Origin of the sequence: Moorena sp. SIO1F2, assembly GCF_010672755.1 — a bacterium.
GTDB lineage: Bacteria > Cyanobacteriota > Cyanobacteriia > Cyanobacteriales > Coleofasciculaceae > Moorena.
In genome coordinates this window covers 1-19045 of the sequence record NZ_JAAHFV010000090.1, presented here as the reverse complement: position 1 = coordinate 19045, position 19045 = coordinate 1, and the positions used below count along the sequence as shown (strand labels likewise).

The 19045-nt window shown below is 42.9% G+C and carries 15 protein-coding genes and 1 tRNA gene; 7 read left to right on the top strand and 9 right to left on the bottom strand.

What is annotated here, in order from left to right:
• Positions 1-364: 364 nt before the first annotated feature.
• From F6J94_RS13385 to F6J94_RS13370, 4 genes are all read right to left on the bottom strand, one after another.
• Positions 365-1144: a DNA-binding domain-containing protein gene (locus tag F6J94_RS13385; RefSeq protein ID WP_293040775.1), complete on the bottom strand. Its 780-nt coding sequence runs from the start codon at positions 1142-1144 to the stop codon at positions 365-367.
• Entirely contained in the window at positions 1098-1325 is a 228-nt protein-coding gene (locus F6J94_RS13380; protein ID WP_293040773.1) for a hypothetical protein, read from the bottom strand. The genes F6J94_RS13385 and F6J94_RS13380 overlap by 47 nt, the downstream gene beginning before the upstream one ends.
• Before the next feature lie 125 nt (positions 1326-1450).
• The gene (locus F6J94_RS13375) at positions 1451-2368 is read right to left on the bottom strand and encodes a DUF692 domain-containing protein (RefSeq protein ID WP_293040770.1); all 918 of its coding nucleotides are present in this window, start codon (positions 2366-2368) and stop codon (positions 1451-1453) included.
• Positions 2369-2838: 470 nt separating this feature from the next.
• Positions 2839-3159 (bottom strand): DUF2282 domain-containing protein, encoded by a 321-nt coding sequence (locus F6J94_RS13370; protein ID WP_293040768.1) that lies wholly within the window; start codon positions 3157-3159, stop codon positions 2839-2841.
• A gap of 431 nt (positions 3160-3590) precedes the next feature.
• Here F6J94_RS13370 and F6J94_RS13365 point away from each other — a divergent pair, with 431 nt between their 5' ends.
• From F6J94_RS13365 to F6J94_RS13340, 6 genes are all read left to right on the top strand, one after another.
• Complete coding sequence (locus F6J94_RS13365) at positions 3591-5777, top strand: CHASE2 domain-containing protein (RefSeq protein ID WP_367142204.1); 2187 nt, start codon at positions 3591-3593, stop codon at positions 5775-5777.
• Positions 5778-6522: 745 nt separating this feature from the next.
• The gene (locus tag F6J94_RS13360; RefSeq protein ID WP_293040779.1) at positions 6523-7167 is read left to right on the top strand and encodes a DUF928 domain-containing protein; all 645 of its coding nucleotides are present in this window, start codon (positions 6523-6525) and stop codon (positions 7165-7167) included.
• Positions 7168-7209: 42 nt separating this feature from the next.
• Complete coding sequence (locus tag F6J94_RS13355; RefSeq protein WP_293040766.1) at positions 7210-7371, top strand: hypothetical protein; 162 nt, start codon at positions 7210-7212, stop codon at positions 7369-7371.
• 136 nt (positions 7372-7507) lie between these two features.
• Positions 7508-11992: a tetratricopeptide repeat protein gene (locus F6J94_RS13350; protein WP_293040764.1), complete on the top strand. Its 4485-nt coding sequence runs from the start codon at positions 7508-7510 to the stop codon at positions 11990-11992.
• Between the two features lie 375 nt (positions 11993-12367).
• Positions 12368-12841 carry a pentapeptide repeat-containing protein gene (locus F6J94_RS13345; protein ID WP_293040762.1) on the top strand — a complete coding sequence of 158 codons (474 nt, stop codon included), beginning with the start codon at positions 12368-12370 and terminating at the stop codon, positions 12839-12841.
• 420 nt (positions 12842-13261) lie between these two features.
• The gene (locus F6J94_RS13340; protein ID WP_293021490.1) at positions 13262-13588 is read left to right on the top strand and encodes an antibiotic biosynthesis monooxygenase; all 327 of its coding nucleotides are present in this window, start codon (positions 13262-13264) and stop codon (positions 13586-13588) included.
• A gap of 116 nt (positions 13589-13704) precedes the next feature.
• Here F6J94_RS13340 and F6J94_RS13335 read toward each other — a convergent pair.
• A tRNA-Gly gene (locus F6J94_RS13335) sits at positions 13705-13775 on the bottom strand.
• A 595-nt stretch (positions 13776-14370) separates the two neighbouring features.
• The gene (locus F6J94_RS13330) at positions 14371-15243 is read right to left on the bottom strand and encodes a hypothetical protein (RefSeq protein ID WP_293021492.1); all 873 of its coding nucleotides are present in this window, start codon (positions 15241-15243) and stop codon (positions 14371-14373) included.
• A 367-nt stretch (positions 15244-15610) separates the two neighbouring features.
• On the opposite strand from F6J94_RS13330, the gene F6J94_RS13325 reads away from it, so the two are divergent.
• A complete protein-coding gene (locus F6J94_RS13325; RefSeq protein WP_293040760.1) occupies positions 15611-16864 on the top strand; it encodes an RNA-guided endonuclease TnpB family protein in 1254 nt (417 codons plus the stop codon).
• A 5-nt stretch (positions 16865-16869) separates the two neighbouring features.
• On the opposite strand, the gene F6J94_RS13320 is transcribed toward F6J94_RS13325, so the two are convergent.
• The 3 genes from F6J94_RS13320 to F6J94_RS13310 form a co-directional block, all read right to left on the bottom strand.
• Entirely contained in the window at positions 16870-17658 is a 789-nt protein-coding gene (locus F6J94_RS13320) for an ABC-2 family transporter protein (RefSeq protein WP_293040757.1), read from the bottom strand.
• Positions 17633-17788 (bottom strand): hypothetical protein, encoded by a 156-nt coding sequence (locus tag F6J94_RS13315; protein ID WP_293040754.1) that lies wholly within the window; start codon positions 17786-17788, stop codon positions 17633-17635. The genes F6J94_RS13320 and F6J94_RS13315 overlap by 26 nt, the downstream gene beginning before the upstream one ends.
• A gap of 132 nt (positions 17789-17920) precedes the next feature.
• The gene (locus F6J94_RS13310) at positions 17921-18922 is read right to left on the bottom strand and encodes an ATP-binding cassette domain-containing protein (RefSeq protein ID WP_293040777.1); all 1002 of its coding nucleotides are present in this window, start codon (positions 18920-18922) and stop codon (positions 17921-17923) included.
• Positions 18923-19045: the final 123 nt, after the last annotated feature.

The window sequence follows — 19045 nt, the reverse complement described above, 5'->3', positions numbered from 1 at the left end:
CTTCCCCACTCTTCTCCCTTCTCCCTTCTTAATTCTCCCTTCTCCATTCTCCCTTCTTAATTCTCCCTTCTCCCTTCTCCCTTCTTAATTCTACATTCTTAATTCTCCCTTCTACATTCTTAATTCTCCCTTCTCCCTTCTACATTCTTAATTCTCCCTTCTACATTCTTAATTCTCCCTTCTCCCTTCTTAATTCTCCCTTCTCCCTTCTTAATTCTCCCTTCTTAATTCTCCCTTCTTAATTCTCCCTTCTCCATTCTCCCTTCTTAATTCTCCCTTCTCCATTCTCCCTTCTTAATTCTACATTCTTAATTCTCCATTCTACATTCTTATATAGTGTAGCGATCGCACATTGATATATCTTCTACATCGAAAACCTTGCAATCCATCCACGTTGCACAAATCGCGGCAACTCAGACGCTACATCAATAGCTAATTCATCAGCAGCCAGGTCTTGACAAACTGCTTCAAATCGATTTTCCCCTTGAAAAGCTTTCAGCAGTTGCCATTCTTCCTTTGTTGGCAGCTCAATGCGCATATCATAACCATTGCGCCAGAGGAATAGTTGTATCCCCCCTTCATCCAAATTCACTTGCTGATCACCTTGGTATTCAGCCTGATTAACCTCCCAAATGCGATGGATAGGGTAAGCCGACTCAATCAGAACACTATTTTTAGGTAAATGGAAAATCAGTTCTCCCCATTTTTCTTGGGGAACTGTACTCAATGCTTGGACATCTAACCTGGTAGCCTCTTCACCATTAAACACCCGATGCCAGTGCCACTCTAACCGCGCCACATCCGGTAAATAGGGTAACTGTTTGGCTGGCTCAAAATTTGCCAGAAAATCAGCAAAGTGCTCGCCATAATCCCCTAAATCCATAGATAGAGAAGGAAAGCGTTGGATATATCTTACTGCTGTTGCATCAAAAAATTTCTCTCCCACCAAACAACAGCAGACTGGATAAATTGACATTAAGGTTTGGCTCAGGTTGCCTAAGACACTGCCACGATAAATGGCTAACCCTTCAGCAGGGGTCAATTTTTTAGCTGCTTTGATGTGTTGAGCAATGGTTTGTGTACTGGCAGGATTATTTTCAAAAACAGCATCGTAAAATAGCTGTTGTAGTGTCCTTAATTCCATGATTATATCGGTTTTTAAGGTTATAGCAAAGGGAACAGGGAACAGGGAACAGGGAACAGGGAGTAGGGAGTAGGGAGTAGGGAGTAGGGAATAGGGAATAGGGAACAGGGAACAGTAGTAAAGAGCTCCGAATAGTTTTTGATGTTATAGCGCTACGCGCAAGGCAAGAGGCAAGAGGCATGCATGCTAAAGTTTACTACAAAAGCTTTTCAGCTTGTATTAATGTCCTAACCTTAATGCGTAGTGCTATATGAGAAATCAGCAAGAGTGTTCATGACCTATTTAAAAATGCTATATATAGGTATCCTAAATAAATTGTGATAATTTTTGATCCGAAGTTCCCGACTCCCGACTCCCTACTCCCGACTCCCTACTCCCTATTCCCTTTGTTATACTTACCTGATCTAAATACTCCTGAGCTTTACTCGCTTGGGTGATTAATACCTCAAAAGCTGGGATATCAGTATCCCATTCAATCAGAGTAGGCACCGGACCAAAGCGCTCTAATGTTGCTTGATACAATTGCCACACTGGAGGATGAACAGGATAACCGTGGGTATCAAATAGATACTCTTCCCGTTCTTCATACCCTGCTAAGTGAATTTGTTTGACCCTGGTTACTGGAATTGTATTAAGGTAATCAAGGGGGTCAAATCCGTGATTAGTAGCAGTGACATAAAGATTGTTGACATCTAGCAACAAGTAACAATCTGCTTTTTCTAACAATTGTTGGATAAATACCCATTCTGGCATAGTTGAATCTGTGAAGCTCACGTAAGCCGATGGGTTTTCGATCAAAATCCGACAACCTAGAAATTCCTGAGCTTGCAAAATCCGTTCGGCTACATGTTCCATCACCGCTTCGGTATAAGGAAGAGGAATTAAATCATTAAGATAGTGACCGTTAACGGAAATCCAGGATAAATGATCGGAAATGTATGCTGGTTCAATCTGCTGGGCTAACTCTTTTAAATTTGTCAAATACTCTAAATCTAAAGGGTCCGTTGACCCCAAAGACATACCGACGCCATGCAACGTAACCGGATAGTTTTGGCGGACTTTTTCTAAATAGTGGAGTGGTAAACCCTGAGACGTTAAATAATTATCTAATAATACCTCAAACCAAGGTATAGTATGTTTATGAGTAAGGATATCTTGATAATGGGCGGAGCGTAAACCGATTCCAGCACCGTTAATTGAAGCTGAAGAAACCTGAGTTGTCATAGCATTATTGTCATGGCATTATTTTTAGGATTTATCCATGGTAGTGGTGAGTTGACTCTAATTCCCCCCTTTCTTAAGGGGGATATGTGTACATAACGCTACTCAGCTGAATCTAATTCCCCCCTTTCTTAAGGGGGGTTAGGGGGGATATGTGTACATAACGCTACTCAGCTGAATCTAATTCCCCCCTTTCTTAAGGGGGGTTAGGGGGGATATGTGTACATAACGCTACTCAACTGAATCTAATTCCCCCCTTTCTTAAGGGGATATGTGTACATAACGCTACTCAGCTGAATCTAATTCCCCCCTTTCTTAAGGGGGGTTAGGGGGGATATGTGTACATAACGCTACTCAGCTGAATCTAATTCCCCCCTTTCTTAAGGGGGGTTAGGGGGGATCTTTGTACATAACCCTACTCAGCCATGATTCCAAAGCTGATAGCTGAGTGCCAAGCGTGCTGAATGCTTCCTTTAATTGGCTTGCGCACTCTCGGTTGGCTTTTCAGTTTCCTGACTGGAGGTTTTTGGTGGTACAATAGTTCCACCAACAATCTTGTTGCAAGTGCCTTCAGGAACGTAGATCCACTCATTAGGATCGCTATCTACCTTAGCCATCCCGCCGCAACTATGGCCGTTGGCTGCACAATCGTTCTTACCCGCCTTAACGATACCAGCACATTTTTCCATTCCTTCCTTACCGGCCAAGGCGTTTTCAGATGCTACACCTAAACCTAGAGCCAAGACACTAGTCAAGGCAGCGCCTACCATTACGGTTTTTTTGATATCTTTCATAACATAATTCTCCCGAATATCAGAACTGACTCCTAAGTCCGTAGACAGAATTAAACTAAAACAGTATTGGTTTAATTCCTATCTATGTAATTATTATTTAAAGTATTTAACCTAACTTAACATCGTCTTTGAAAAGGATGAGATAAGCCTGAGAAAGTTATTAAAATGGGATAGGACATTGTCAACATCAGCTATCAGCCATCAGCTATCAGCTTTTTGTTGTAAATCTATCACTCCCGTAAGTGTGGGGAGGGTGAATCGACCCAAAGCTAAGACAGAGCTTTGTAGTTAGTCCAGTAAGGGTTCAACCGTAATATAGTTTCCTAGTAAGCGTGAGGTACATCTGAAGTTTCTGCCCTGCTCCCAGATCCGCTGTTCCCTGTTCCCTAAAATCCAGAACGAAAGTACCTCACCCAATTGAAAACTGCTATATGTGGCAACCAGTAAAACAACAACTATGGGAATGGCGCGGTGTTCTAATTACTACACCGGTGGTGGCTGGAATTGCGATCGCATTCAGGCTACTCGGCTGGTTACAGCCTTACGAACTAGCGGCTCTCGACCAATACTTTTGTTGGCGTCCGAAGGAAGCTACGGATGAACGGATTGTGATTGTGGCTATGACTGAGGCAGATTTAAAGCGTGCTCAACGGTGGCCAATCACTGATCGGATGCTTGCCCAACTTTTAGACAAAATCAAAGCTCAAAATCCTGCAGCGATTGGTCTTGACCTGTATCGGGATTTTCCAGTTGAGCCCGGTCATGGTGAGTTACTCAAGGTGTTTGAAACCACACCCAACTTAGTTGGTATCGAATACATCGATCAAGACAACCCTGACAATGCGGTGCCTCCTCCACCGATTCTCAGTGAACGTGGTCTCGTAGGTGCCAATAATGTCGTAAACGATATGGATGGTATCCTGCGGCGCAGCTTACTTACTTTGAAGGTAAATGATCACTTAAAGCCCTCCTTTAGTATGCTCCTAGCGGGGATTTATCTAGAGTCAAAAAACATTTTTCCTGAACCATTACAGCAAGATCCCAGAATTTTCCAGTGGGGCAAGGCCATGTTTCGCCCTTTGGCCAGCAATGACGGCGGTTATGTGGGAATGGATGATGGCGGTTACCAGATTTTCTTGAACTATCGCGGACCAGCGGGAACCTTCCGCACCGTAACCATGACCGACGTTTTGGAAGATAACATTCCAGATGACTTGATCAATGATTCCATCGTTTTAATTGGTGCAACTGCGGTCAGTTTAAATGACTTTTTCTACACCTCCTACAGTAATGACACTACCATCCGGGAGTCAACGGCTGGGGTGGAAGTCCAAGCTAACATGGTCAGCCAAATTATTAGTGCTGTGGAAGATGGTCGTCCCTTGCTCAAAACCTGGTCGGAGCCTGTGGAAATCCTGTGGATTGTAGCCTGGTCTTTAGTCGGTGCGACTCTAACTTGGAAATGGCGCTATCTTGGCGGTCTCGGAGGGCTGTCCTTGAGGAGAACTGCGATTACCGTGGTGGCCACAGGGGCATTATTTGGAAGTACCTATGGAGCGTTTTTGGGGGGTTGGTGGCTCCCGGTGATACCGCCATTGTTAGCCTTAAGTGGGTCTGCAATTGCCATCACAGCTTACATTGCTAGCACTGCTAAAGAGATTCGTCACACTTTTGGACGTTACCTAACTGACCAAGTGGTGGAGGATTTGCTGGAGAACCCAGACAAACAAAAACTCGGGGGTGAAAACCGGAAAATCACCATCTTGACCTCTGATTTAAGAGGCTTCACTGCCATCTCAGAACGGTTACATCCCCAAGAGGTAGTCAAAATCATCAACATCTATTTGGGTCACATGGCGGATGTGATTACTGCTTATCAAGGAACTATCGACGAGTTCATGGGGGATGGGATTTTAGTGCTTTTTGGTGCTCTCACCCTCCAAGAGGATGATGCCCACAGAGCAGTGGCTTGTGCCCTAGCGATGCAATTAGCCATGACTAGTGTCAATGAAGAAATCGAGCAGTTGGGCTATCCAAAACTGGAAATGGGCATCGGTATCAATACCGGTGTGGTTGTGCTTGGGAATATTGGTTCCGAAAAACGCACCAAATATAGTGTGATTGGCAGCGCCGTTAACCTGACTTACCGAATCGAATCTTATACAACTGGTGGTCAAGTTATGATTTCTTCTTCCACTTTGGAAGAAACTGGCGAATTCTTAAGAATTGACGGTCAAATACAGGTAAAACCCAAGGGAATTAAACAGCCAATTACTATCTATGAAGTGGGTGGAATTGGGCATCATTATAACCTATTTTTACCCAAACAGCAAGAAACGTTTTTCGAAGTTAACCAAAAAATTGAGCTACAATTTAATTATGCTTTTATAGATGGAAAGCATATCAGCAAGTCGGTCTACACTGGACGTTTAGTAGAGATTTCAAGTAAGGGAGCTAAGCTTCGTGCTAACAGCAGCGAAATCTCTGCTATCCCTGAGTCACTGAGTAATCTTAAGCTCAACTTACTCGATCCAGATAATGTGAACCAACCCAGTGAGGACATCTACGCCAAGGTTTTAGAAAAAACAGCAGAACCGGGGAGTGTCAAATCCGGTTAACTGCTGTCCCTCCGGAGATATCAGCAAAACTAGAATCTCTATACCAGTCAGTAATCAGGAATTGATCCTAAGTTCTGTGAAGTCTAATTTAGTCACCGTTGAGTTGGGTCAAGGGTTTCGGGTATAAAAAGTTACCTGGTTCCAGGCAATTTGGTCTAATTTCAAGTCTAGTTAATCGCTGCTAGAAAAACCCTGTGTTGGTTGCGGGATAATCTTTTGATCGTTTCCCTGCCACAGGAAAACTAGTCAGCGGGATTTGAGATTAGAAATCCATGGCACCAAAAAATTATATCTCTGAAACAATTAAGCTTAAACTCAGGCTTTACTAAGGATTAATGCTAATTCTTGTAATTGTCTATTCTAGTTTAATAATTCAATAAACTTATGAAAACTACCGCTAACATTATTAATTTATTGGGACGTACAACATGGGCACGTACAACATCAATCCTGATTGTACTGCTGTTTTGCACACTCACCCCTCAAGCTAGCTATTCTCAAAGGTTGCAATCTGTCAACGGTCAGGTTGCAGATTCTAATCATAACTCATCGGAAACCCAAAATAAGTAGGTGGGCATAAATAAACGTTAAAACTCAAAATACGAAAATGAAGCTGAAACCCTTTATTACAGAGGTTTTCAGCATTTTGAATTTCACTCGCTATTTTACGGATAATTAAGCCCACCTACTTAGTTCCCAAAATAATTCCCAAAATAGTTCAGCCAAAGGCTCACGCTTACGATTTATTCCACCAACCGATAGCGCTCCTCAAAAAAGTAATGGGTCTGGTTCACGAGGCGGATGTGAGCAGTTACCCCGTGAATGGGTGACGCTGTTAATTCCCTCAACGGAAGTAGTTGCACAGACTATATCTGGTCATCCTAGATTTTTCTGGTATTTCTCCGAACCTGTAGACGTACCAATAGTATTTATCTTGGTGGACACAGTAGAAAAGGAGATAATATTTGAGACCAGGATTGACTCAGGTCAGGTAGGGATTATTTCAGTAGAAGTTCCGGAAAACAGTCCAGAACTGATCGCAAACCCACCAGGACTGGAGGAAAAAGACAGGAAGATATACAACTGGTCTGTTACCCTAGAATGCGATCGCGAAAACCCGCCTAAGACTTCCTATTATAGGAGCTGGATTGAGCGGGTATCACAATCCCCAGAATTAGAGCAAAAGCTAGCAGTAGTTGGTGCAAATACCAACAGCTCCACCTCTGAGTTACTGCATCAACAAGCAATCATCTATGCCGAAGCAGGGGCTTGGTTTGATGCCCTTGATGCCCTTTACCAGGCTCAAGCTGCTAATCCCAATGACTCCTCGATTCGAGCAGATTTTATCGCTTTGCTGGAACAAGTGGGATTGAGCCGTGTGGCACAGTAGTGGGTGAGTGGGTCAGTGCTGAGCTAACACACAGTATGGGATGTGGTTGGGTTTGTTGTTTTGCGATTCGGGCAAAGCCCGACGCTGCGCGAACGCAATATATCTCTAGGAAATGCGATTGACCTACAGTCACGCTACGCGATCGCATTCCTCGAAGGCTTGTGTAAAACTGGAACAAAGCAATTACGGACTATTAGATCATGATCAGGGACACTGAAGATGTCTTCTAATTCACCAACGTCTTTGTTTTATCCTGAATCAAGCTTGGGTTTCATGTATCTACATAGGGTGAATGCTATATTAGGTAACTGGAAGCTAATAAGTGAGTGATTCAACGAGTTTGGATAAAACCTCAGATAAAAGCCATGTGAGCCTTAGGTGGTTACATCTGACTGACCTTCACTTGGGTATGAAGGGCTTGGAGGATCTCTGGCCAAATATTGAGGAAATTTTCTTCGAGGATTTAAAGTACCTTTGTGAAAAGGTAGGCCCTTTGGATTTGGTAATGTTTACTGGGGATATTACCCAGGGCGGCAGTAAACCGGAATTCCAAGAGGTAGATAAACTATTAACTAATTTCTGGGAAAAGTTTCGGGACCTGGGATTTCAGCCGAAGTTTCTGGCTGTACCTGGGAATCACGACCTGGTTCGACCAGATAACAAGTTTGATACCGCATTGATTGGTCTTGAGGATTATTGGGACAACCCTAAGATCGAAAAGCCATTTTGGGATAACATCGAATCTCCTCAGCGACAGCTTGTAATCAAAGCTTTCGAGAATTATGTTCAATGGTGGGAAAATACCACCGTACCTAAGCCAGACATTTCAAAGGGCATACTGCCAGGAGATTTTTCAGCAACAATTGAGAAAGACGGGTTCAGACTCGGAATTTTAGGACTCAATAGCGCGTTTCTGCAACTGATGGGCGGTGACCGAAAAGGTAAGCTGGCTCTAGATATGCGCCAGTTCCATGCAGCCTGTAATAAAAATGGACCGTCTTGGGCAAAAAACCACCATGCCTGTTTGCTGCTTACCCACCATCCCCAGGATTGGTTAACCGACCAAGCTCAAGAGCAGCTAAATAGCGAGATTCACAGCCCGCCGGAACGATTCGCTTTGCATCTGTTTGGACATATGCACGAGGCCAACCTGAGAAGCTTGGCTGAAGGTGGTGCGAATGCTCGACGCAGACTGCAAGGCTGTTCCCTGTTCGGTATGGAAGGGTGGGGGGAAGAAAACAAAGAACGGGTGCATGGTTATTCACTATGCGAATTGAAGATCGAAGGGAATACCGCCTCCCTGAGCATCTACCCCCGTAAAGCAGAGAAAAAACAGGGCGGCGGATGGCAGATCGATCGCGATACTAGCTTTAGACTGCCCAAAGGAAAGGACGACACGGAACCAGTAACGGTGACATTGCTGGACAACTTTAAAGCTCTTGAAACGGAAAAAAAAAACCGATCACCAACGCCTAAAACCTTAACAACTGATGCTTCATCTGATGCTTCATCCCCTCCCCCCTCTAGAATACCGAAGTACGGTGCAGAAAAATTCACTGGACGTCAAGAGGAGCTAAGGCAGCTAGAAGAGGTGCTACTGTCCGAGCAAGATCACGAAGACAGAATTGTGGTATTGACGGGAACAGGAGGCATGGGTAAATCTACCTTAGCGTATCACTTTGCCACCATCCATAAAGACAAATTTCCCGATGGAGTGGTTACTGTTCGAGTGGATGACAAGGACCGTAACAAGGACTTAGATACCATCGCACGGGAGTTTGCGTCGAAGATTGAGCAGACCATCGACCCAGAGGATGACAGAGAACCTTGGGAGATTATGGAAACCTTGTTTGCCCCAAGGGATATGTTACTGATTTTCGATAATGCGGAAGAAGCAAGTATCAAGAAGCTACGTCCAGGGGGCAACAGTTGTGCTGTGATTGTCACTACCCGGAATCAGACTCTACCTTCTTCTTTAGATGTGTCAGAAGCTCAGACGATTAGGCTGGGATCGCTACCGGAAAAGGATGCTTTAGATTTACTAAGAAAAATTCTGGGTGAATCCAAGATCAATAGGGAATTAGCCGCAGCTCAGCGGATAACGAAAATTGTTGGGAGATTACCATTAGCACTCCGAGTAGTAGGTGCAGCATTACAAGGACAACGCGACTCTTTGGACGACTATGCCCAGGCTCTAGAAGAAGAGAAAGATGAACTCTTGGAAGAACTCAAAATAGAAGGTGATAAAGACCTTAATGTCGAGATTTCATTAAATTTTAGCTTGAAGTCGCTTTCAGAGGATCAAATTGATTGTTTTGCCTGTTTAAGCGTGTGTGCAGCAGAAGGTTTTGCTAAAACAACAGCGATGGTAACAGCAGGATTACAGAATAATCTAAAAGATAAGCGTAAATTGAAGCGGATTAATGAATTGTCCTTATTGGATTATGTAGATACGGGAGAAAACCGTTATGTGCTGCATCCGTTAGTACGAGTATATGCAAAGAAGCTGGCTGACGACCGAAACTTACTAGCTACAGCACAAGAACGCCATGCTAAATTTTTTGTGGAATGGTTACAGCCTGAAAATTTAGAAGATGAGACGGTCGTAGATGAGACGGTCGTAGATGAAGCTGCTGCAAATTTGGATGATGTGATCTTAGCTGCCGAGTGGTTGCAGACTCATGAGGCTGAAACAGAGCAGATCAAATGGGAAAACTACCAATTTGCCTTACAGCTACACCGATTATTTGAAAAGCATGGCTACTGGAACAAGGCAATTGCTTTGACGGCAAGATTCCAATCTTGGGCAGAGCAATTCCAAGATTGGAATGCAGTGGTTAAATATAAAATGCATCAGGCTCGCAACTGGTCTTTTGCAGAAGAATTTGAAAAAGCTGAAGAAATCTTGAGTTCTGCCCAGAGTGATCTACCAAATATTCCGGATTTAGATACTCGTAAGATGCGCGAAGCTAAGGTACTTAATGTATTAGCTGGCGTCTACCAGAAACAAGGTAAGCTGGAAGCAGCAATTCAAGCTTTTAAGAAACGAATTGATATTGATGAAGAAATTGGTAATGATCGATCAATAGCCATTACACTGAACCGTTTAGGAGGAGTGCTCCAGGAACAGGGTAAATTAGAGGAAGCACAGCAGGCTTTTGAAGAAGTAATTAAAATCGCCGAAGCTATCAACGATCAAGATCAGCTTGCTCATGGATTGATAAGTTTAGGCAAATTCCATCTACAACAAGGCAATATAGAAAAAGTTCAAGAGGGATGGAAGCGGGCGATTCTTATTATTAAAGATTCAGGAGAGCTTCGGAGAGCTGCAGCTAGGACAATGAGTTTAGGAGGGGAACTGCATAAGCAGCGATATTTAAGTGAAGCCTTGCAAATTTTCTTACTTGCCGCAGACCTTCATGAAAGTTTCAATAGTGATGGGTTAGTTTCAACTCTAAGATATTTAGCTAACGGTTTATCTAAAAAAAGTTTTGAAGAAGCATTAAAAGCAATAGATGCAGCAATTAAAATATGTTTGAATACTGACAATAAAAAAAATCATAAAGAACTGGCTACCCTTTATAATATTCGAGGAAAAATTCGGCAAGCACAAGGTAGAAAAGCACAAGGTGAAGCAAAAGATAATTTATTGAAGGAAGCACAGCAAGCCTTTAAACAACAAATTAAAATCGCTAAAGACACCAATGACAAAAAACAGCTTGGTATTGGATTGCAATTTTTATTCAAAAATAAATTCGAACAACATAAAGAAAAAGAGGCATTTAAAATTTTAAATGAAGCAATCTATCTAAGTGATGATAGAAATCATAAAGACTATGCAATCATGTTGTTTAATTTGGCTAATTTCTTAAAAGAATATAAAAAATTTAGTGAATCTTTGGAATTTTTTATATTATTAGAAGATTCACATGAACATCTTGAAAGTAATAAATTAATCTATTCTATTCGTTATTTAGCTAACAATTTATATACTCAAAAAAATGATCAAGAAGCATTACAGGCAACCCGCTTAGCAATCAACATTTCTATAAAGACGAGCAATCACAAGCAATTGGAAGAGGTTCTGAATATTCTGATTTCAAAAAAGCATTATAAAAAAAATGATATTCACGAAATTCTTAGCGATAGTTTTTACCTAGCCAAAGAACTTGGTAATCAACTAGGGGAAGCAATTATAGCCAATAGCTTAGGACAATTAGAAGCTCATCAAGAAGGAGAGGAAAACTTTAAGCTTTCACAAATGTACTTCCGTCACAGTATCAAATTATTCGAAGAACTTAACGAGCAAAAATATCTCGCCAAGGTTCATACAGCAAGGGGGCAGGCATTTCTAGCTCGCGGAGATTTTGATAAGGCTGTTGAGGCATTATCTAAAGGCTTTGAAATTGATGAAAGCTTATCCAATCTTCCAGGTTTAAAAATTGTTACCCCTAACCTAATTGATGCTCTATCTAGGTTAGGAAAACGAGAAGAAGCATTAGCCTATTGTGATCGAGCACTGAAAATCGCCCCAAATTATTTAGGGTTTCTACAATTACGTGACACCATTCAGAAACCGATTTCAAAAGGCATTCATAAAACGTTAATCAAAATTGGTCGAATTCGATACATCTGGTATAATGAAGACAACTCACGCTCGGGACGAATTGCACCTGATGATGGGAGTTCAGACATTACGTTTAATGAGAAATACATTGGTTCGGATTCTGCATCTCAGCTTACTCAAGGCGCTTTAGTTGAAGTTGAAGTAAACGAAAAATATGGGAAACTGTATGCAAAACAAGTCAGAGTTATTGAAGAGTAAGAAGAAGAAGGTTAAAGTTGCGAAACATTGTTAGTGGAAATGTAAATATAGGATTGATCAACAAAGCGATCTGGCATTGCTGATTATGGGTATGGTTTCGCCCCCCTAGCCCCCCAATATTGGGGGGAACAAAACTCTCAAAGTCCCCCAGAATTGGGGGATTTAGGGGGCTTTAATAAAACCAGATTATCGCGCATTCATTCCTTAATTCAGCAATGCCAGCGAAGCAGTACAGTCTTGGAGAGCCAGCTGCTCCCTACACCTCGCAGCCAAATCACCTTAACAAATCATTAGAATCCCGCACCACTAATGGGTTATAATGGAATTGGGATGAAGAAATACATCCTAATGATATAACTTCTAGGGAGGCCAAAAATGAAATTCAATATTTTGGCAACGTTAACTTTAGTCGCTTCTCTGTTCTTCACTGGTTCAGCAGTAGCTGAGAACCCAGACCAGGTGCAACAGTTGCTCTTAACTGGTGCATGTGAAGGATGTAATTTAAAAGGAGCGGATCTATCGGGTGCACATCTACTAGGCGCTGATTTGAGGAATGCTAACCTGCAAGGAGCAAACTTAATCGAAGCCAACCTAGAAGGTGCTGACCTGACTGGTGCCAACTTAAACGGGGCTAACTTAACCCAAGCCTTTGTCACCAATGCCAGTTTAAACTGTGCTAATCTCAACCAAGTGAATTTGACAGCAGCCAAGCTTTACGACACCGATGTGTCTGGAGCTGTCATGAACAACATTACCTTAACTGATGCCGAGATATTTGAAACTGGCATTGGCATTGGTGGTAGTGGCGAGGAATTCAATTTCAATGTCGAGTGTAGAGTAGATTCTTGACACTCTCTAATTCCTACTAATGATTCTTACCAAAAATTTTTGCTAAGGGCGGGAGCGAATAGCGCTTTCCGCCATTTTAGTTTAAGTCTTGCTTGTAGGGTGGGCAAAAATAGTTTGGTTTTTTTGAGTATTCTAGATTAGAGAACTTTGCCCACCCTACTACTGACTAATGACTAAGGGCGGGAGCGAATAGCGCTTTCCGCCATTTTAGTTTAAGTCTTGCTTGTAGGGTGGGCAAAAATAGTTTGGTTTTTTTGAGTATTCTAGATTAGAGAACTTTGCCCACCCTACTACTGACTGTTCGCGTAGCACCTCAAGTAGCGCATATGCTTACAAAGATGCAGCTATGGGAATCTGTGCAGCTCAACCATTAGCTGTTACGATCGGGAACTAACCCAGAAAATCCCAGGGGAGGGAAAGTTGACCGAATTTCTAGATTTTCTTAAGCACAAGTATGCTTATGTTGCCGTTGGTGAATTCAAGCCAGGCAAATTTCAAGAAGCTCAGGATCTTTACGAGAAAGCTGTATCTACCTATATCCAAGGGTTCAAAGGAGCTTACCTACTGCAAGAACCTGGAACCGATCGGGGGATTGCCGTGATATTTTGGGAAAGTATAGCGGATATGGAAGATAATCAAAGTGAGGCTTATCAGGCGATCTTAAACCAAATGTCTCACTTGTTTACCAAAGCTCCCACCACATCTTTCTACGAAGTGTGCAGTGAAATCCAGCCTCCGAATTCTTAATTCTCAATTCTTAATTCTCAATTCTTAATTCTCAAGACTCATGCGATCGCAAACGGTCATGCTAGTTGCAGAAGTGCGATCGCATTAAACTACCAATAATATATTTTTAGATATAGAGCGGATGGGGGGAATCGAACCCCCATCATCAGCTTGGAAGGCTGAGGTTTTACCACTAAACTACATCCGCATTGTTTCGTGTACTTCTTGCATCATAACATAACAAAATCAAAGTGCAACATTTTTTAGTTCAAAATTCTGGACTCTTCCGAGATCCGCTGTTCCCTGCTCCCTTCCCCCCTTACGGGCGGGGGGTTAGGGGGGATCCGCTGCTCCCTGCTCCCTAAAAAAATGACCAAAAATTTTGGGTCTCAAGCCCCGTCCTTCTAGGACGGCTTTTAAGTAGAGTATGTTATAATAAACATGTAGCCTAGTACAGGTAGGATTCGTCGGTACTGCCAATTTAAAAACAACGACGTAAAGCGATACTAGTACACGAGGAGCGAAAAACCTCGCCAAAACGCATGGATCTGCCACGGATACCGAAAACCAGTAAAATAGCAAATTGAAATACAAACGTACCGTGGGGCACACGGAAACTGAGAAAACTCAACGCTTAGGGAGATAAGCCCACTGGGGTTAGTTAAATTAGGCTAGGTATTTGGTTTTTAAACGGATATTGGGCTTAAATATTGCCTTTCCTGGATAACTAATTTTAAGGCATGTCGATGAACTAAGAATCCCCGCTCTTATAGGGCGGGGAGTGTCAAAACTAGTATAAATCACTAATCACTAATAGTGAGTTGGAAGCGATACGCTTGCACAACTGCTTGACCTGCCATGTCAGTAGGGGCAAACAACCAATCCCGAATCACCTGCTGAGCTAGTTGCTGAGCCTGATCACTACTAATCTTGCCTTGCTGCACTTGAATATAGTCCGCTAGCAGTTCCGGTTTCCCATTGGAATCAATTAATAGCACCACCTTCAACACTAACTCTTCCGATAAATCAATACCTGTCAAATTCAGCTCCTTAGCGGAAAATTCGGATTTGTTAGCTGGTAGAGGTAGAGCCAATTGGTCTGGAATATCCCGATTCGGATTAGTCAGACCAAAGTTACTCATCTTAGCCACAAAGCTATCTTTTGATGCCGACTCTTCCGGGATGCTGGAAGCCGGTGGCTGAATCGGTGGTGCCAGAGGTAAGGGTGAAGGTAGGGGCGTTGGGATTACTGGAATCGGCTTAACAGGAGTGATCGGAGTTGTTGGTTCAGGTGGGGGGACAGGTATAGTTAATTGATAATCTGTTGGCGGTGCTAAGTCTTTAACTGGTAAGATATCCTCTGTCGGTGTTGGCTTTACCTCACCCTCAGTGGCCTCAATGGTAGAGTTAGAGACAGTTTGGTGATTAAGATTCCGATCTGACCTAGGACTGGTGAGAGCTAAATCAATGGTTTGATCGATTAGAGCTGTTGATGGGTCTTCTGGTGATGTCTCTTGCTCAGCTATATCTTCCGGAATGATATCAATCAGATCAATGGCAATCAAATCCTGACTGGGTTGCGAACTCTCGAAGCGCCCCATCAAGAGCATAGACACTATCCACAAGAAGCATAGATGAATGACAATAGATGCCAAAACCATTGCCAACCATAACATTGGCCCGTTAAAGTTACGTGGTTCTGGTACATTAGGGGGATGATTTGGGGGCAAAAGTTTTAGGGTCATTCGTAGCTAGAGCGTTGGTCGAGAAATGCAATATTATGATTAACTAGCCGTGCGGGAAGTCCCACGCTAACCCTACGGGTATAGCGTGTTTGTTGAAAGCACGGACAGGATTTAAGAAAAATCACCGATCTCTTGACACGTTAAGGTTAAATATATATAATAGTAACTAAGGTCGATTTTGAAGTTACCGTAAGAATAAAGAAGCCTTAATCACAAAGATTTAACCCTTTTATGCATAGCCGACTAACCATAAAGGCTTCTTTATTCTAAGGTTTCATCTCCAACAAGGTTAAGTGCAATGAAACATAAAGCCGTCAAAGTCAGAATTTATCCAACACAAGAGCAAGTTCAAATATTAGCCCAACATTTTGGATGTTCTCGCTGGTGGTGGAATTATGCGCTGAATCAGTGTATAGAAACTTACAAGGAGACTGGCAAGGGGCTAAAGCAATCTGCACTCAACTCTATGCTGCCAAAACTCAAAAAAGAGAAAGAGACTGAATGGCTAAAAGATTGTTACTCCCAGGTGCTGCAATCTGTGAGCTTAAATCTTAGTCGTGCATATCAGAACTTTTTTCAAGGTAGAGCCAAATATCCTAGATTCAAGTCATATCATCATCGCCAATCAATTCAGTACCCCCAGAAAGTCAAGCAAGTGGGTGACTGTCTTAAATTTCCCGGAAAATTGGGAGTTGTCAAGGCAGTAATTCACCGCCCATTAGATGGGACAATCAAAACTGTAACAGTCAGTAAAGACCCTTCTGGAAAATACTATGCTTCCGTCTTAATGGAATACGAATCTGATGAACCGAAACCATCAACGAACGGGAAGGTGATTGGGATTGACTTGGGTATCAAGGATTTTGCTATTACCTACGACGGCGAAAAAACCTCTAAATTTGGCAATCCCAAGCCTATAAATAGATACCAAAAAAAACTAGCCAAAAAACAACGCATTGCAGCCCGAAAAAAGAAGGGTAGCAATGGAAGCAAAAAAGCGCGTAAGATTGTAGCTAAGGTATATGAACGCATTGGAAATGTCCGCCAAGACTACTTGCATAAGCTATCTAGGAAGATCGTAGATCAGAACCAGGTAGTGGTAGTCGAAAACCTAAACGTCAAGGGCATGCTGTGCGCTACGCGCACGCTTCGCGAACGTAACCACAAATTAGCTAAAGCAATATCTGATCTGAGTTGGGGAACCTTTGTAAATTTTCTTTCTTATAAATGCGAAAAAGAAGGAAAAGTCCTGGTCGAGATAGATCGATGGTTTCCCAGTTCTAAAACCTGCTCTAATTGTCATTACCGAATCAAAGAGTTACCGCTAGATGTAAGGTCTTGGATTTGTCCAAGCTGTAGCACTCATCACGATAGAGATGGTAATGCGGCAAAGAATATTAGAGCAGAAGGTATCAGAATGCTATCCTCCTCTGGAACAGGGGAGGTCAACGCCAGTGGAGAAGAAGTAAGACCAAAGCGAGGGCGTCCGTCCAAGCTAAGGCATTCTTCGGTGAAACTGGAAGCCTACACTGTACCCAACGGGTCAGTGTAGGTAGTTCACGCTCCCATCCCAGAATAATGCTTTAACCCCTTACGCCATAACCAGCGGTTGACTAGGAAAAATATTAAACTCCAACCTAGAATCACCAACATTCCCCCCACCACATTCACAGGTAAACCAATCAACAGTGCTGCTGGGAAGTGAATCAGATAAGGGTAGGGTGTCCACTGGGCAATTTCCCTGACCAAAGGAGGAAAGACTTCCAACGGAGCAATTAACCCAGAAAGGAATAAGTAGAGCAAAAATGATAATTCTTCAATAGCACTAGCCCGTTCTGTCCAAAAGGCGAACATGGCAAAGGTATACTGCATCAAAAAGCGTAGGCAAAAGCTCATTGCCACCACCAGGCAACCGAGTAACAGATTGCCAAGATTCGGTACCCAAGCTGCTTCGGGATACAGCAGGAAAAACAAACCGATTAGCCCTAGGTTAAACGGCATACGGATAAATCGTTCTGCTAAGTGAGCGGCTACCTGATGCCACACTGGATCAATTGGCTGTAGTAATCGTGGGGAAAGCTTCCCTTGCAACACTTGTTCTTGAAATTCGAAAATCACCCATACCAAGTTGAACTGGCGGATAAAAAACACTGAGATAAAGTAACGGGCAAATTCTATAGAATTCAGACCAAATTCTGCTTCTTGGGATGCCTTGGTCCAAATCCCCATTAGAATCAGAGGTAACAGATTCGACAGTACCCAAAAAAATATTTCTGCCCGATACTCCATCATATGGGCGTAATAAACACTGAGGAAGGTTTTAATGATTTTTATCGCACGCTTCATTTATTTTTGAGGGTAGGGAGCAGGGAGTAGGGAGTAGGGAGTAGGGAGTAGGGAGTAGGGAACAGGGAACAGGGAACAGGGAACAGGGAACAGGGAACAGGGAACAGGGAGTAGTAAATTTATACTCCAAAAATTCTCAATTCTTAATTCTCAATTCTTAATTCTCAATTCTTAATTCTTAATTCTCAATTCTTAATTCTTAATTCTTAATTCTTAATTCTTAATTCTTAATTCTTAATTCTTAATTCTGCTGCAGCGAAGTTCACTCTACTACTCCTGCCTGGAAAACACGACCAATAACTTCTTCAATGGGGGGGTCAGTTACGCTTAAATCTATCACCTCCAGCTCAGCGAGAATCCGAGCCACAGTCTCGGTAAGCACTTCCCGACGCACTAGGAAACGCACGTGGTGACCATCCACTTCTTTGAGTTCACCATAGCGCTGTAAAGAGGTTTCCTCCCCAGTCTTTACCTCAGGTAACGGCTGGGCAAGTTCTACCGTGATGTCACGATAGGGAGCAAAGCGGCCAAGTAATCCGTCTAGAGACCCATCGTAAATCAGCCTACCTTGATGGATTAATAGCACCCGTTGGCAAAGAGCAGTGATATCAGCCATGTAATGACTGGTTAAGAGTATTGTTGCTCCTGTGTGTTGGTTGTACTCCCGTAAGAAATCCCGTACGGCCAATTGAGCATTGACATCTAATCCCAAAGTAGGTTCATCTAAAAATAGCACTTGGGGCTGGTGTAGTAGTGCTGCTAGTAGTTCCGCTTTCATGCGCTCTCCTAGGGAGAGTTTTCTTACTGGCTGAGTCAGTTTCCCTTCTAGGGACAGCATCTCGGTAAGTTCCCCAACTCGATACTTATAGTCAGTATCAGAAATACCATAGACAGCGGCATTGATTCTCAGGGAATCTAGGGCTGGTAAGTCCCAAAGCAACTGTTGCTTCTGCCCCATAACTAGGGTAATTTTTTTCAAAAAGCCTGGTTGACGTCGTTTGGGAATGTAATCCACAACTCTGACTCGACCCTGAGACGGATGAATCAGTCCAGTGAGCATCTTGAGAGTAGTGGTTTTGCCAGCACCATTGGGCCCTAAGAATCCCACTACTTCTCCAAAGCCAATTTCAAAGGAAACGTCTTGGACAGCTTTGACTGAACGGTAGGTACGGCGGAAGAAATGGTTTAAGGTACCTTTTAGCCCTGGTTGTTTAATTGCTACTGGGTAGATTTTGCTGAGGTTTTCGACAATAACAATAGACATATAGGAAACAGAACAGGGAGTAGGGAGTAGGGAGTAGGGAGTAGGGAGTAGGGAGTAGGGAGTAGGGAGTCGGGAGTCGGGAGTAGAATAGCTTAGGTTAAAAGCCAACTATTCTACTCCCGA

Coding starts and splice junctions, on each gene's coding strand:
- F6J94_RS13325 (WP_293040760.1), top strand. CDS start 15,611: ATGAAACATAAAGCCGTCAAAGTCAGAATTTATCCAACACAAGAGCAA.
- F6J94_RS13375 (WP_293040770.1), bottom strand. CDS start 2,368: ATGACAACTCAGGTTTCTTCAGCTTCAATTAACGGTGCTGGAATCGGT.
- F6J94_RS13380 (WP_293040773.1), bottom strand. CDS start 1,325: ATGCCTCTTGCCTCTTGCCTTGCGCGTAGCGCTATAACATCAAAAACT.
- F6J94_RS13370 (WP_293040768.1), bottom strand. CDS start 3,159: ATGAAAGATATCAAAAAAACCGTAATGGTAGGCGCTGCCTTGACTAGT.
- F6J94_RS13365 (WP_367142204.1), top strand. CDS start 3,591: ATGTGGCAACCAGTAAAACAACAACTATGGGAATGGCGCGGTGTTCTA.
- F6J94_RS13310 (WP_293040777.1), bottom strand. CDS start 18,922: ATGTCTATTGTTATTGTCGAAAACCTCAGCAAAATCTACCCAGTAGCA.
- F6J94_RS13320 (WP_293040757.1), bottom strand. CDS start 17,658: ATGAAGCGTGCGATAAAAATCATTAAAACCTTCCTCAGTGTTTATTAC.
- F6J94_RS13385 (WP_293040775.1), bottom strand. CDS start 1,144: ATGGAATTAAGGACACTACAACAGCTATTTTACGATGCTGTTTTTGAA.
- F6J94_RS13345 (WP_293040762.1), top strand. CDS start 12,368: ATGAAATTCAATATTTTGGCAACGTTAACTTTAGTCGCTTCTCTGTTC.
- F6J94_RS13330 (WP_293021492.1), bottom strand. CDS start 15,243: ATGTTATGGTTGGCAATGGTTTTGGCATCTATTGTCATTCATCTATGC.